Source organism: Micromonospora sp. WMMD882, from assembly GCF_027497255.1.
In the GTDB taxonomy this organism is placed as follows: domain Bacteria; phylum Actinomycetota; class Actinomycetes; order Mycobacteriales; family Micromonosporaceae; genus Micromonospora.
In genome coordinates this window covers 3,526,938-3,541,099 of sequence record NZ_CP114903.1, presented here as the reverse complement: position 1 = coordinate 3,541,099, position 14,162 = coordinate 3,526,938, and the positions used below count along the sequence as shown (strand labels likewise).

The following is a 14,162-nucleotide window of genomic DNA, read 5'->3' as shown; positions in this document are numbered from 1 at the left end:
GCTGTCGCTCAGTCGCGCCAGTCCACGGCAGCAGAGATCTTGCCGACAATGGTCCGCCAACCCAAACTCGCGGTCTGCGCGCCGATCTTCTTGAGCCGGCGTCGACCCATGAAGCCGCCGACCCCGCCGCCGACGCTGGCCCGCAGCGCCTCGTCCAGGTCGTCAAGGCTGGAGCCCGCGGAGAGCATGTCCAGCACCGAGGGCAGGCGCAGCGCGTACGCGAGGTCCCGGGCGACCTCGCCGGCCTCGATCAGCAGCGTCGGATCCCAGGTGTCGTGCCCGCCACGCAGGTTCTCCACGACCAGGTCGAGCTCGTAGGTGTCCTCGTCGAGGGGGGCGATGTCGGCCGGTTCCACCCGTTCGGACAATTCATTCCACCCGTCCAGTTGGGACAGGTCGTGGGGGGCCCCGGAACGGACGAAGCTGACCAACGCCTCCGGGGTCCGGAACAGCAGCAGGCGACCCTTGTGGGTGAGGAAGGCCGGCACCTCCTCGTTGTCCTCGTCCTCCTCGTCCTCCTCCGCGCCCTCGTCGGCGGAGTCGGCGTCGGACGCGGCCTTGCCGTCGGCCTTCTCGTCCTTGTCCGCCTCGGCGAACTCCTCGGCGAGCTCCTCGTCGAGGATGACCACGGTCTCGTCGTCGTCCTCCTCGTCGGGCACCTCCCGGCCCCGGGCCAGGAACGGGTCGTCGGCGTCCCGCTCGGTGACGTCGGTCGGGGTGAGCTCGCGCGCCGGACGGTACGCCCGCAGCGTGTAACCGGTCCCGGACGGCAGCGCGATCTCCACCGGGTCGATGCGTAGCTTCTCCCAGAGCGACCGGTCGGCGCTCTGGGCGGTGGTGTCGGCGACCTCGTCCGCCTCGGGCGGTGTGGTCGGCTCGTCGAGCCGGGGCTCGTCGGCGTCGGGCCGTTGGGACGACTGGCGGGCCACGCTGACCTCCGTGTGCTTCGGGCTGCCCACCCGGCGGAAGTCCGTGCCGTCGGGTGACTCTGCGCACATACCCTAGTGGGCCATCGGCCAACACCGGTGCCCGCACCCCGTTGGCGAGACCGTCGCCAGTCGTTAGCGTGGTCCGGTGTGAAGGGCCAGACGCTGCACGGACACCTCGACGCGCTGCTCCTGGCGGTGCTGGAGGACGGGGCGCTGCACGGGTACGCGATCATCGAGGCGCTCCGGGTCCGCAGCGGCGGCACCCTGGACCTGCCCACCGGGACGACCTACCCGGCGCTGCGCCGGCTGGAACGCGCCGGTCACGTCGCGAGTTCCTGGCACACCGTCAACGGGCGGGAACGACGGACGTACGAGCTGACCGACGCGGGCCGGCGGGCGCTGGCCGGCGAACGGGTCGGCTGGCGGGAGTTCAGCTCCACGGTCGGCCGGTTCCTCGGCCCCGACGCCCCGCCCCCGGCGACCGCCTGAGCCCCGCCCCGCCTGAGCCGGCGCCGGGCCCGGGCCGTACCGCCGGTGGTCGTGGGCCCGGCTCAGGTCCGTGGGGTCAGCGCCAGGTAGCCCCGCTCGGCCACCGCCTGACGCAGCCACTGGTCGCGGTACCAGCCGGGGGTCGCCACCAGCTCGTCGTGCCGACCCCGTTGAACCACCCGGCCGGCGTCCAGCACGACGATCTCGTCCAGCTCGGCGAGGCCGCTGAGCCGGTGGCTGATCAGCAGCACCGACCGGTCGGCGGGCACCGCGGCGAGGACCGAGGCGAGCACCGTGTCGGCGGCGGTCGGGTCGAGCCCCTCGGTCGGCTCGTCCAGCACCAGCAGCCCCGGCGTGGCCAGCAACGCCCGGGCCAGCGCCAGCCGCTGCCGCTGCCCGCCGGAGAGCTGCCCGCCGTCCTCGCCGACCACGGTGTCCCACCGCTGCGGCTGGGCGAGCACCCAGTCGAGCAGCCCGGCCGCCGAGGCGGCCGCCACCAGGTCGGCGTCCGCCTCCCCTGCCAGGTCGTCGGCCCTGCCCGGAGCATCGGCCCTGCCCGGAGCGTCGATCCGGCCGGCGCCGGTCCGGCTTGCGGTGTCGGCCCGGCTCCGGCCGAGGCGGAGGTTCTCCCGGACCGTGGCGTGGAAGACGTACGCCTCGGCGAACAGCCCGCCGACCGCCCGGGGCAGCTCCTCCGCCCGGTACGCGGACAGCTCCGTCCCGTCCACCGTCACCCGTCCGTGGCGCGGGGTGACCGCGCCGGCGAGCACGCCGGCCAGGGTGCTCTTGCCCGCGCCGCTCGGACCCACCACGGCCACCCGTCGGCCGGCGGGCAGGTCCAGGTCCACCCCGTCCAGGGCGGCGGGCCCGCCCGCCCGGTAACGCACGACCACCCCGTCCAGGCGTACGTGGCGTCCGGCGGCGACGCCGACCGGCAGGCCCTCGCCGGAGGGCGGCTCGACGGGGGCGGCGAGCAGCTCGGCGATCCGGGCCAGCCCGACCCGTAGCGTGCTCCACTGCCGGGCCGCCCCGACCAGGGCCAGTGTCGCCTCGACGGCGGCGAGCGTGCCGACCGCGAGCACCCCGACCATGACCCCGGGCACGTCCGTCCGGAGCGCGACCGTCACCACCGCCGCGCTGGTGAGCCCGGCGACCAGCACGCCGAGCGCGTCCACCGCGAAACCGGTCGCGGCGAGTCGGCGTTCCAGCCGGGCGAGTTGGTCCGCCCGGTCGGTCGCGGCCCGCAGCGCTGTCCCGGTGGCCCCGAAGGCGGCCAGGTCGGCGGCCCCGTGGGTGAGGTCGATGGCGTCCGCGGCGAGCGCGCCGCGCAGCGGCGCCACCTGGGCGGCGCTCCGGCCGGTGAGGGTGGCGGCGAGCAGCGGCAGCCCGACCCCGGCGACCAGCAGCCCCACCGCGAGCACGGCGGCGGTGGCCGGCGCGACCAGGGCCGCGCCGCCCACCGCCAGCACGCTCACCGCTACCGCCGCCGCCCCCGGCACGAGGACCCGCAGCAGCAGGTCCTGCACCGTCTCGACATCCGACACGAGTCGGCTGAGCGCGTCCCCGGACCGCCCGCCACCGTCCCCCGGAACGCCACCGTCCCGCCGGGGGCCAGCGTCGCCTGGCGGGTGGGCGGCCCGCGCCCGGGAAACGGCGTCGTCCGGCCGACGGATGGTCTCCGGGTCGGGGCCAGCGCCGGCATCGTCGGGTCGGCGGGCGGCCAGGGCGGCGTAGGCCCGGGTCCGGACGTCGGTGACGATCCGCAGCACCGCGTCGTGCCCGGCGAGCCGTTCGGTGTAGCGCAGCACGCCCCGGCCGATCGCCAGCGCCCGGACCGCGACGATCGCCACGGTCAACCGGTCCAGGGGTGGCCGGTCGGCGGCGCTCATCAGCAGCCAGGTCGCGGTGGCCATCAGCGCCAGCGCGGCGAGCTCCGTGGCGGTGGCGAGCAGGCCCGCCCCGAGAAGCCAGCCCAGGTACGGCCGGGCCAGCCGCAGCACGATCCGCTCGGCGGCCAACCGGCGGGACCCACCCCCGGACCGTCCCCGGTCGTCGGCTGCCCCGGACCGTCCCCGGTCGTCGGCGACGACCCCGGTCCGTCCGCCCGGCCGGCCGCTCATCCGACGGCCTCCCCGGCGCGGGTCAGCTCGGTGACCCGACCGTCGACCACCCGCAGGATCCGGTCGGCGTCGGCCAGCAGCGCCGGCCGGTGCGCCACCAGCAGGGCGGTACGGCCGGCGACGAGCCGTCGGGTCGCGTCCAGCACGGTGGTCTCGGCGGCGGTGTCCAGCCGGGCGGTGGGCTCGTCGAGCAGGACGACCGGGGCGTCCCGGAGGAACGCCCGGGCCAGCGCCACCCGCTGCCGCTGGCCGCTGGAGAGCCCGTGCCCGCGCTCGCCCAGCGTGGTCTCCAGCCCGTCGGGCAGGGCGGTCACCACGTCGGTCAGCGCGGCGTCCCGGACCGCGTCGGCGAGCGCCTCCGGGGTGGCCCGGGGCGCGCCGAGGCGGATGTTGTCGGCGAGGGTGGCGGCGAACAGGTGGGCCCGTTGCGGCACCCAGGCGAGCTGCCGCCGCCAGTCGTCCAGGTCGACGGTGTTCAGGTCGACGCCGTCCACGGTGACCCGGCCGCTGGTCGGGGTGACGAAGCCCAGCAGCAGACCGAGCAGGGTGCTCTTGCCGGCGCCGCTCGGCCCGATCACGGCGATCCGCTCGCCGGGTCGGACGGTCAACGTGACGTCCCGGAGCGCGGTGGTCCGGTCGTACGCCACCGTCACCGACTCGAACCTGATCTCGTTCCGGAAGACCGCCGGCGTGGCGCGGGGCGCGGGGACGGACGCCGGGGGAGCGGCCGGCGTGTCGAGGACGGTGAAGGCGTCGTCGAGGGCGGTGAGCCCTTCCATGCTGGCGTGGAACCGGGCCCCGGCGGCCCGCAGCGGCAGGTACGCCTCCGGGGTGAGCAGCAGCACCAGCAGGGCGGTGGTCAGGGTGAGCCCGCCGCCGAGCAGCCGGACGCCCACCGGCACGGCGACCAGCGCGACCGAGAGCGTGGCGACCAGCTCCAGCACCAGCCCGGAGAGAAAGGCGACGCGCAGCGTACGCATGGTGGCGACCCGGTGCCCGTCGGCCATCCGCCGGACCACCTCCACCTGGGCCCGGGACCGGCCGAAGGCGCGCAGCGTGGCCAGCCCGGCGACCATGTCGAGGAAGTGCCCGCCGAGGTGGGCGAGCCGACGCCACTGGCGTTCGGTGGCGGCCCGGGCCTGCCAGCCGAGCAGCGCCCCGAAGACGGGGATCAGCGGCAGCGTCAGCGCGACGATCAGCGCCGAGCTCCAGTCGGCGAGGAGCAGCCGGGCCAGCACGGCCACCGGCACGGTGACGCTCAGCACGAGCTGCGGCAGGTAGCCGGTGAAGTAGGCGTCCAGGGCGTCCAGCCCGCGCCCGGTCAGGGTGGCGAGCTGACCGGCCCGCTGCCCGGCCACCCAGCCCGGCCCGTGCCGGCCGACCGCGCCGAGCAGGTCGGCGCGGAGGGTGGCCTTGACGGTCGCCGCCGCCCGCGCCGCCACCGTGCCCTGGGCCCAGCCCACCGCCGCCCGCGCGGCGACCGCCGCGACGAGGCCGGCGAGCGCCGCCCGGTGCAGCCGCCCGTCGAAGGCGGTCGCCAGGAGCACGGCCAGCGCGGTGGCCTGGGTGACGACCAGGAGCGCGGTGAGCACGCCGAGCCCGCCGAGCACGGCGAAGTGCCGCCGGACCGCGGGGACCCGGCGCAGCAGACGCGGGTCGAACGGGCGACGGTTCACCAGTACACCGGTGCCCGTCCGCCGGTCCGGCCCCGGAAGACCCACCACAGCATCACCTGGAAGCCTAGTAGGGCCGGCAGCAGGGGCGCTGTCAGCCAACCCAGCAGGCGCAGCGTCGGCCCGCTGGCCGCCGCGTCGGCGACGGTCAGGCTGGCCGCCGGGTCCAGGGTGGAGTGCAGCGCGTACGGCCAGAGGGTCGCGCCGACCAGGAAGACCGGCAGGGCCAGGGCGGCGCTGGTCGCCGCGAAGGCCAGGCCGGGCCGCCGCCGGGCCGACGCGACCAGGGCCACCCCCAGGGCCACCCCCAGCAGTACGGGCAGCGCGAGCGCGACGTACGGCTGCTGCGCGGCGTCGCGTACCCGGTCGGAGAGCAGCCCGACGACGGTGGTGGCCAGCGTCGCGACCAGGGCGACCGGCACCAGCCGGCGACCCAGCGCGGCGACCGGCCCGGCCGCCGCCACGGGCAGCCGTAGCGCCAGGAACATCGCGCCGTGCACGGCGACCAGGGCCACCGTGGTGAGCGCGGCGAGGGCGGCGAACGGGGTGAACAGGTGACCGGTGCCGATCACCCGGCCGTCGGCGTTCAGCGGCACGCCCTGGAGCATCCCGGCGAGCACCGCGCCCCAGCCCGACGCGGCCAGCGCGGAGCCGGCCACGATCACCCCGTCCCAGGTGGCCCGGGCGCGTGCGCCGGTGGGCCGGCTGCGCAGCTGCACGCCGGCGGTGACCAGGACCACGCCGGCGAGCGCCCCGGCGAAGGCCGGGTAGAGCCCGGCGAGCAGTTCCCCCTCCAGCAGCGGGAACGCGCCGAAGAGGAGGCCGACGGCGGCGATCAGCCACACCTCGTTGCCGAGGAAGAACGGGCCGACGGCGGTGAGCAGCCCGCGTCGGGCGGCCGGGTCGGCGGGGCGGGCGAGCAGCAGGCCGACGCCGTAGTCGTAGCCGCCGAGGACCAGGTAGGCGGCGAAGAAGGCGCCGAGCAGGACGTACCAGGCGAGTTCCACGGTCGGCTCCTTCAGACGAAGACGGGTTCGGGGCGGTCGTCGGTGGCGGGTTCCGGCTGCTCGGGCGGGCGACCGAGGGCCAGGTCGTCGTGCGCGCCCCGGGTGGCGTGCCGGGCGATCAGGACCCAGTTGGTGACGGCGAGGGCGCCGAGCAGCAGGGTGAAGCCGAGGAAGCTGGCGAGCATCACCCCGCCGCCGACCGGCGAGACGGCGTCGTCGACGGTGAGCAGCCCGTACACGGCGAAGGGTTGGCGGCCGATCTCGCGGGCGAGCCAGCCGAGGATCGACGCCACGAACGGCAGCGGCAGGGCGAACAGGATGATCCAGAGCGGGAAGCGCAGCCGGATCAGCAGGTCCTTCGGGAGCAGCACGACCTGGAGCAGGATCAGCACCAGCAGGAAGCCGATGATGAACATGAAGCTCAGGCTGTGCAGGGCGGCCGTCGGCGCCTCGTAGTCGCCGGGGCCGAAGATCGCGGTCAGCTCGGCGACCTTGGCGGCCTTCTCCGCCGGCACGCCGTACTTGGTCGGTTGGAGCCGGGCCATCTCGACGACCTGCACGAAGCCGACGACCAGCAGCGGGCCGACGGCCAGCGCGGCGGTGACCAGGCCGGTCCGCAGCGAGATGCGGTACGCCTCGACGTCGGCGGCGCGCCGGATCAGGTGCCAGGCGCTGACCGAGGCCATCAGGATCCCGCCGGTGAGCAGGGCGGCGAGCACGGTGTGCAGGAACGCCGTGCCGAAGGCCGGGTTGGTCACCAGGGCGGGGAAGTCGGTGAGGTGGGCGATGCCGTCGCGCGTCTCGTACCCGACCGGGTTCTGCAGCCAGGCGTTGCCCACCATGATCCAGAACGCCGACACGTACGCGGTGAGCGCGACGCCCCAGAGCAGCGCGAGGTGCACGCCCCGACGCAGCCGGTGCCAGCCGAAGATCCACATGCCGAGGAAGGTGGACTCCAGGAAGAACGCGGTGAGCGTCTCGATCGCCAGCGGCGCGCCGAAGACGTTGCCGACGTACTTGGACAGGCCGCTCCAGTTCAGCCCGAACTGGAACTCCAGCACCACCCCGGCGGCGATGCCGAGGACGTAGTTGATCACGTAGATGGTGCCCCAGAAGCGGGTCAGCCGTTCGTACACCGGTTTCCGGGTGGCCACCCATCTGGTCTGGAGGTAGACGAGCAACGTGATCAGCCCCAGCGTCACCAGGACGAAGAGGAAGTGGATCGAGGTCGTGGTGGCGAACTGCAGGCGGGCGAGGAGCAGAGGGTCCATGGCCGACTCTCCAGGGGTGGGAGACGCTGTCAGCCGGGAGCCTACAGGTAGCACGTCTACGCATGGAGTCCCGCACTACATTGCGTAGTAGTTCGGGGCGCGCGCTGCCGGCCGGACACGTCGAAGCCCGGGTCAGCTCAGGAACAGCGAGATCGGCAGCGCGACCAACGTGACCGACACGGCGAGGGCGGCGGCCCCGAGCAGCCGGGGCGGACGCTGGGCCACCAGCAGCCGCTGCACCCGTACGTCGAGATCACGGTCGCCCAGCCCCAGCGCGCCGGCCGGGGTGACCCGGTTGCCGGCGGCGGCGAACCGCCGCAACGCGCCGGCCAGCGGCGCGTCGGCGTGCCCGGCGCGGGCCTTGTCGTCGGCGCGCATCTCCACCAGCAGCGCCACCCGGTCGTGCGCGGCCCGCACCCAACCGAGCCACGGCAGCGCCCGGCGCAGCGCGGTGAACGGCAGCAGCACCAGGTCGTGCCGCTCGGTGGCGTGCGCCCGCTCGTGCGCCAGCACCGCCGCCAGCTCCGCGCGGTCGAGCAGGTCGAGCGTGCCGGCGCTGACCACCACCCGGGGGCGCATCCCGGGCAGGCAGTACGCCGCCGCGCACGGATGGTCCAGCACCAGCGCGCCGGGCACGGCCGGATCGTCCCGGGCCACCAGGGTCAACAGCTCCCGGTGCCGGCGCTGGGCCCGCACCGTCCCGAGGACGCTGCGGACCGTGGTGGTCGACAGCACCGCCCCGACCCCGAACCCGACACCTACCGCGCCGAGGCGCACGACGCCGAGCCCCGCCGGCAGCGCGCCCCCGACCAGGTCACCGGCGAGGGCGAGCAGCGCGCTGCCGGTCGGCCGGTCGTACGGGGCCAGTCCCAACGCGATCGGCACGCCCATCGCGGAGAGACCGAGCGCCAGGCCCACGCCCTGCCAGCAGAGGATCGCCACCCGTGGGCTGCGCTGCGGCCAGGCGGCCACGCTGAGGACCTGCGCGGTCAGCCAGCAGGCCACCACCGCGACGGCGAAATGCACGGCGTACGCCACGACCCGCCCCCTACCGCGCCGGGCCCTCGTCGGCTCCCGGCCGACGCCCCGCCTCCGCGCTCAGGGCGGCCCGCAGCACGTCAGCCTCTGTCCCGGTGACCGAACGGGCGAACCGGACCAGCGCCGCGTCCCGGCTGCCGCCCAGGTCCAACGCGTCCAGCATGAGCTGGGCGATGTGCGCCTCCCGGCTGGCCGCGGGCCGGTAACGCCAGGCCCGCCCCTCCCGCTCACGTTCCACCATGCCCTTGCCGGCGAGCCGGTCCAGCACGGTCATCACCGTCGTGTACGCCAACTCGCGCCCGTCCAGCGCGTCGGCCACCTCACGAACGGTGACACCCCGGCGATCGACCGGCCCGTCCCAGAGCACGTCCATCACCGCCCGCTCAAGCTCCCCCAACCGCGTCACCCCCAAATCCTACCCCCCGTAGTAGAACCCCCACCGCAGACCACCTCGGGCCCGGCCGCAGAGCCGACCCGGAGCTCGACCCGGAGGTAGGGCCCCGCAGGCGTGGACCGGGGTCGCGGTCCGGCGGTACGGGGCCCGGGAGCATCGGCGGCTGGCCCTGTTCCGCAGCGCCGGTACCTGCCGTTGGCGTGCCTGTCGAGCTGCCCCGAATATGGGGCGCCATCCGGCAGGGCGGAGCGCCCGCGATACGGCGGGCGCGTGGGCGCACGGACGGGGCAGCTCGACAGGCGCACCGAAGGCATACCCCGCGCCGACCGCGCGGACAGTGCCGACCGTAGGTTTCCGGGGGGAGCCCGCCCACGGAGGGATCAAGCTTGACCGCCCGGAGTGGGTGGGCTCCCCCCGGAACCCCCCACGCGGTCTCACGCCCCCTTGGGGTGCCAGACGGTCTTGGTTTCCAGCAGCGCCGTCATCCGGGTGACGCCGGGGTCACCGGTCCAGTCGTGGTCGGACGGGACGGGTCGCAGCACCCGCTTGAGGTTCTCCGCCGCCTTGACCTCCAGATCGGTGGCCAGCTCCGGGTCGGTGACGCCGGTCAGGTCGAGGGCGTTGACGTCCAGGTGCGCGGCCAGCGTCGGAGCGGTTTCGGCGACCCGGCCGGTGAGCAGGTTCACCACGCCGGCGGGGAGGTCGCTGGTGGCGAGCGCCTCGGCCAGGGTGATCGCCGCCAGCGGCGCGGTGGGTGAGGTGAGCGTGACGACCGTGTTGCCGGTGACGATGGCGGGGGCGATGACGCTGACCAGGCCGAGTAGCGCCGGCTGTTCCGGGGCGATCACGCCGACCACCCCGGTCGGCTCCGGCGCGGACAGGTTGAAGTACGGGCCGGCGACCGGATTCGCGCCCCCGTACACCTGGGGGAGCTTGTCCGCCCAGCCGGCGTACCAGACCCAGCGGTCGGTGGCGGTGTCGACTTCGTCGGCGGGCACGCCGAGGGCGACGAACTGCTCGCGGCGGCCTTCGAGCATTTCGGCGATGCGGTAGAGGATCTGTCCCCGGTTGTAGGCGGTCGCGCCGGCCCAGCCCTTCACGGCGGTCCGGGCGGCGACCACCGCGTCCCGGACGTCCTTGCGTGAGGAGAGGGCGACATTCGCGTTCTGCACCGGGTATGACCGTCCTGACTCGCTGCGGGGGAACTTCCCGCCGATGAACAGCTTGTACGTCTTCCGCACGGTCACCCGTTCAGACATCGAGGTACCCTTCCAGCCCGTGCCGGCCGCCTTCGCGGCCGTAGCCGGACTCCTTGTAGCCGCCGAACGGCGAGGTCGGGTCGAACTTGTTGAACGTGTTGGCCCAGACCACGCCGGCGCGTAGCCGGTCGGCGGTCCACAGGATCCGGGAGCCCTTCTCCGTCCAGATCCCGGCGGACAGCCCGTACGGCGTGTTGTTGGCCTTCTCCACGGCCTCCGCAGGGGTGCGGAAGGTCAGCACGGACAGCACCGGGCCGAAGATCTCCTCCCGGGCGATCCGGTGCGCCTGGGTGACCCCGGTGAAGATGGTCGGGGCGAACCAGAACCCGCGTTCGGGCAGCTCACAGGCGGGTGACCAGCGTTGCGCGCCTTCGGCGGCGCCGGCGTCGGACAGCTCGGTGATCCGGGCGAGCTGGGCGGCGGAGTTGATCGCGCCGACGTCGGTGTTCTTGTCCAGCGGGTCACCGACGCGCAGCTGGGCCATCCGCCGTTTCAACGATTCGAGGACCTGCTCGGCGACCGACTCCTGAACGAGCAGCCGGGACCCGGCGCAGCAGACGTGGCCCTGGTTGAAGAAGATGCCGGTGACGATCCCCTCGACCGCCTGGTCGATCGGGGCGTCGTCGAAGACGATGTTCGCCGCTTTGCCGCCCAGCTCCAGGGTGAGTTTCTTGCCGGTGCCGGCGACCGCGCGGGCGATGGCCCGACCGACCTCGGTGGAACCGGTGAACGCGACCTTGTCCACACCCGGATGCTCGACCAACGCCCGACCGGTGTCCCCGGCGCCGGTGACGATGTTGACCACGCCCGCCGGCAGGTCAGCCTGCTGACAGATCTCGGCGAACACCAACGCGGTCAACGGGGTCGTCTCGGCCGGTTTGAGCACCACCGTGTTCCCGGCCGCGAGGGCTGGGGCGATCTTCCAGGCCAGCATCAGCAGCGGGAAGTTCCACGGGATGACCTGCGCCGCCACCCCCAACGGCCGCGGATCCGCCCCGAAGCCAGCATGGCCGAGCTTGTCGGCCCAGCCGGCGTAGTAGAAGAAATGCGCGGCGACCAACGGCAGGTCGACATCCCGGGACTCCCGGATCGGTTTGCCGTTGTCCAACGATTCCAGCACCGCCAGCTCACGGGAGCGTTCCTGCACGATCCGGGCGATCCGGTACAGGTACTTCGCCCGGTCCCGGCCCGGCATCGGCCCCCACACCCGCTCGAAGGCCGTCCGGGCCGCCCGGACCGCCCGGTCCACATCCTGCGGGCCGGCCTCGGCGACCTCCGCGAGGACCTCCTCGGAGGCCGGGTTGATCGACTTGAAGCTGCCACCGTCGGTCGGGTCGACGAACCCGCCGTCGACGAACAGCCCGTACGAGGGCTTCAGGTCCACCACCGCACGGGACTCCGGGGCGGGCGCGTACTCAAACATGGGTCAGTCCAGGGTGAAGTAGTCGGGACCGGCATACACACCGGTGGTCAGCTTGGTGCGCTGCATCAACAGATCGTTGAGGAGACTGGACGCCCCGAACCGGAACCAGTCCGGGTCGAGCCAGTCCGCGCCGACCGTCTCGTTGACCAGCACCAGGTACCTGATCGCGTCCTTGGTGTTCTTGATGCCGCCGGCCGGCTTCACACCCACCTGCCGGCCGGTGGCCGCCCGGAAGTCACGCACCGCCTCCAACATCACCAACGTCACCGGCAGCGTCGCCGCCACCGGCACCTTGCCGGTGGACGTCTTGATGAAATCACCGCCGGCCAGCATCGCCAACCACGAGGCACGACGCACGTTGTCGTACGTGGCCAGCTCACCGGTCTCCAGGATCACCTTCAGGTGCGCGTCCCCGCAGGCCTCCTTGACCGCCACGATCTCGTCGTACACCTCCTGGTACCGCCCGGTCAGGAAGGCGCCCCGGTTGATCACCATGTCGATCTCGTCCGCGCCGGCCGCCACGGCGGCCCGGGTGTCGGCGAGCTTGACGTCGAGGGGGGCCTGCCCGGACGGGAACGCGGTCGCCACGCTCGCCAGGCGCACCGCGCTGCCGCGCAGCACCTCGGCCACGTACGGCACCATCGCCGGGTAGACGCAGACCGCGCCGACGTGCGGGCAGGTCGGGTCGGCCGGGTCGGGTCGCAACGCCTTCGCCGCGAGAGCCCGCACCTTCCCCGGAGTGTCGGCCCCCTCCAGGGTGGTCAGGTCGACCATCCGGATCGCCAGGTCGACCGCCTGCGCCTTGGCGGTGGTCTTGATGGACCGGGTGCCGAAGTGGGCCGCCCGCTGCTCCGCGCCGACCTGGTCCACCCCGGGCAGGCCGTGCAGGAAGGCACGCAGAGCGGTCTGGGATCGTCCCAGCTCGGAGAGATCCGACCGGGCCGACGTCGTTGTCGCCGTCATGCCGGGAAGTCTACGCACCGGACGCGGGGGTGATTCTGGTCACACGACCGGGGTCGGCCTCGTCACCTCCGGCCCGCCCGACCACCTGAGGTCGGTCGCCGCCCGAACCCGGCCCGCCCGACGTTGGGTAGGTTGACGAGCGTGGACGTACACGTGATCGACCATCCGCTCGCCCAGTCGCGGCTCACCGCCATGCGGGACGCCCGCACCGACTCCTCCACCTTCCGGGCGGCGCTGCACGAGCTGACCACCATGCTGGTGTACGAGGCGGCCCGCTCGTTCCCGGTGGAGAAGTACCCGGTGAGCACGCCGGTCACCGACACCGAGGGCACCCGGCTGGCCAACCCGCCGCTGCTGGTGCCGGTGCTGCGCGCCGGCCTCGGGATGGCCGACGCCGCGCTCGGTCTGCTGCCGGAGTCCTCGATGGGGTTCGTCGGGCTGGCCCGCGACGAGGAGACCTACGAGCCGCGCGCCTACATGGAGTCGCTGCCCCGGGAGCTGAGCGGCCTGCCGGTGCTGGTGCTCGACCCGATGCTGGCCACCGGCGGCTCGCTCGAGCACTGCTGCCGGCTGCTCGCCGACCGGGGCTGCACCGACATCACCGTGCTCTGCGTGCTGGCCGCGCCGGTCGGCATCGAGCGGCTGGCCCGTTCCGGCCTGCCGTTGCGCCTGGTGACCGCCTCGATCGACCAGGAGCTCAACGACCGGAAGTTCATCGTTCCCGGTCTCGGGGACGCCGGCGACCGGCAGTTCGGCGGCATGCCCCGGTTCTGACGTTTTTCCCGCTGCCGTGCCGGGTCGGGCGGAGACGCGTGCGCGGGGCGGCGCGCACCCGCTACCGTCTCCGGCCATGACTGGTGTTGCGCTTGCCGAAGAGTTGCTGCTCCTCGCGTACGACGACGAAACCGGCAAGGCGACGATGCCGCGGATCAGCCTTGACCTCGGCATGGCCGCCGCGGTCCTGGTGGAGCTCGCGCTCGCCGGCCGGATCGCCTACTCCAACGGCGCCCTGGTGGTGGTCGACCCGACGCCGACCGGTGAGCCGATCCTCGACGACGTGCTCGGCCGGGTCGTCGCCGACGACACCCCGCGCAGCCCCTCGTCGTGGGTGCAGCGGCTGCGGCACGGCCTACGCGACAAGATCCTCGGGGACCTGTGCCGGCGGGGCGTGGTGCGCGACGTCGACGAGACCGAGCTGGGCTTCATCCACGTCCACCGGTACCCGACGGTCGACGCCTCGGTGGAGCAGGACACCCGGCGGCGGCTCGCCGAAGCCCTCACCAACGGACCGGTTCCCGACGAGCGGACCGCCGCGCTGGCCACCCTGGTGCTGTCGGTCCGGATGGAGCCCGCCCTCGGGCTGACCGGCGACGCGGTCGACGCCGCCCACCGCCGGCTGGAGGAGATCGCCGGCGGCGCCGGCTTCTCCGGGGACGTCGCCCTGGAGGACTCGGTGGTCCGCCCCTCGGTGGCGCTCGTCGTCTCCGCCCTCGGCCGCGCCGTCGACCAGGCCCTCGGCAAACGCCCCTGACCCGCCTGCGGTGCTTCGCCCCGTCATACGTCAAACCGGGTCAGGCCCAGCGGGCCACCGAGTCC

At 74.1% G+C, this 14,162-nt stretch carries 13 protein-coding genes; 3 read left to right on the top strand and 10 right to left on the bottom strand.

Annotated elements, in window-relative coordinates:
* Positions 1 to 8 precede the first annotated feature (8 nt).
* On the bottom strand, positions 9 to 959 hold the full coding sequence (locus O7606_RS14670) for a DNA primase (protein WP_281594588.1): 951 nt from the start codon (positions 957 to 959) through the stop codon (positions 9 to 11).
* A gap of 117 nt (positions 960 to 1,076) precedes the next feature.
* Here O7606_RS14670 and O7606_RS14665 point away from each other — a divergent pair, with 117 nt between their 5' ends.
* Positions 1,077 to 1,418: a helix-turn-helix transcriptional regulator gene (locus O7606_RS14665; protein ID WP_281594587.1), complete on the top strand. Its 342-nt coding sequence runs from the start codon at positions 1,077 to 1,079 to the stop codon at positions 1,416 to 1,418.
* A 62-nt stretch (positions 1,419 to 1,480) separates the two neighbouring features.
* Here O7606_RS14665 and cydC read toward each other — a convergent pair whose 3' ends face one another.
* The 9 genes from cydC to deoC form a co-directional block, all read right to left on the bottom strand.
* On the bottom strand, positions 1,481 to 3,538 hold the full coding sequence (gene cydC, locus O7606_RS14660) for a thiol reductant ABC exporter subunit CydC (protein ID WP_281594586.1): 2,058 nt from the start codon (positions 3,536 to 3,538) through the stop codon (positions 1,481 to 1,483).
* Positions 3,535 to 5,214: a thiol reductant ABC exporter subunit CydD gene (gene cydD / locus O7606_RS14655; RefSeq protein ID WP_281594585.1), complete on the bottom strand. Its 1,680-nt coding sequence runs from the start codon at positions 5,212 to 5,214 to the stop codon at positions 3,535 to 3,537. The genes cydC and cydD overlap by 4 nt, the downstream gene beginning before the upstream one ends.
* Positions 5,211 to 6,218, bottom strand: a complete 1,008-nt coding sequence (locus tag O7606_RS14650; protein ID WP_281594584.1) for a cytochrome d ubiquinol oxidase subunit II — start codon at positions 6,216 to 6,218, stop codon at positions 5,211 to 5,213. The genes cydD and O7606_RS14650 overlap by 4 nt, the downstream gene beginning before the upstream one ends.
* Positions 6,219 to 6,229: 11 nt before the next feature.
* Positions 6,230 to 7,489, bottom strand: a complete 1,260-nt coding sequence (locus tag O7606_RS14645; RefSeq protein ID WP_281594583.1) for a cytochrome ubiquinol oxidase subunit I — start codon at positions 7,487 to 7,489, stop codon at positions 6,230 to 6,232.
* 132 nt (positions 7,490 to 7,621) lie between these two features.
* Positions 7,622 to 8,527 (bottom strand): M56 family metallopeptidase, encoded by a 906-nt coding sequence (locus O7606_RS14640; protein ID WP_281594582.1) that lies wholly within the window; start codon positions 8,525 to 8,527, stop codon positions 7,622 to 7,624.
* A gap of 10 nt (positions 8,528 to 8,537) precedes the next feature.
* A complete protein-coding gene (locus O7606_RS14635) occupies positions 8,538 to 8,933 on the bottom strand; it encodes a BlaI/MecI/CopY family transcriptional regulator (protein WP_281594581.1) in 396 nt (131 codons plus the stop codon).
* 422 nt (positions 8,934 to 9,355) lie between these two features.
* Complete coding sequence (locus O7606_RS14630) at positions 9,356 to 10,180, bottom strand: aldehyde dehydrogenase family protein (protein WP_281594580.1); 825 nt, start codon at positions 10,178 to 10,180, stop codon at positions 9,356 to 9,358.
* Positions 10,173 to 11,603 carry an aldehyde dehydrogenase family protein gene (locus O7606_RS14625; RefSeq protein WP_281594579.1) on the bottom strand — a complete coding sequence of 477 codons (1,431 nt, stop codon included), beginning with the start codon at positions 11,601 to 11,603 and terminating at the stop codon, positions 10,173 to 10,175. The genes O7606_RS14630 and O7606_RS14625 overlap by 8 nt, the downstream gene beginning before the upstream one ends.
* Positions 11,604 to 11,606: 3 nt before the next feature.
* Complete coding sequence (deoC, locus tag O7606_RS14620; protein ID WP_281594578.1) at positions 11,607 to 12,566, bottom strand: deoxyribose-phosphate aldolase; 960 nt, start codon at positions 12,564 to 12,566, stop codon at positions 11,607 to 11,609.
* A gap of 141 nt (positions 12,567 to 12,707) precedes the next feature.
* On the opposite strand from deoC, the gene upp reads away from it, so the two are divergent.
* Positions 12,708 to 13,340 carry a uracil phosphoribosyltransferase gene (gene upp, locus O7606_RS14615; RefSeq protein WP_281594577.1) on the top strand — a complete coding sequence of 211 codons (633 nt, stop codon included), beginning with the start codon at positions 12,708 to 12,710 and terminating at the stop codon, positions 13,338 to 13,340.
* A 76-nt stretch (positions 13,341 to 13,416) separates the two neighbouring features.
* A complete protein-coding gene (locus tag O7606_RS14610) occupies positions 13,417 to 14,097 on the top strand; it encodes a GPP34 family phosphoprotein (RefSeq protein ID WP_281594576.1) in 681 nt (226 codons plus the stop codon).
* Positions 14,098 to 14,162: the final 65 nt, after the last annotated feature.

Coding starts and splice junctions, on each gene's coding strand:
- cydC (WP_281594586.1), bottom strand. CDS start 3,538: ATGAGCGGCCGGCCGGGCGGACGGACCGGGGTCGTCGCCGACGACCGG.
- O7606_RS14645 (WP_281594583.1), bottom strand. CDS start 7,489: ATGGACCCTCTGCTCCTCGCCCGCCTGCAGTTCGCCACCACGACCTCG.
- O7606_RS14630 (WP_281594580.1), bottom strand. CDS start 10,180: ATGTCTGAACGGGTGACCGTGCGGAAGACGTACAAGCTGTTCATCGGC.
- O7606_RS14625 (WP_281594579.1), bottom strand. CDS start 11,603: ATGTTTGAGTACGCGCCCGCCCCGGAGTCCCGTGCGGTGGTGGACCTG.
- deoC (WP_281594578.1), bottom strand. CDS start 12,566: ATGACGGCGACAACGACGTCGGCCCGGTCGGATCTCTCCGAGCTGGGA.
- O7606_RS14610 (WP_281594576.1), top strand. CDS start 13,417: ATGACTGGTGTTGCGCTTGCCGAAGAGTTGCTGCTCCTCGCGTACGAC.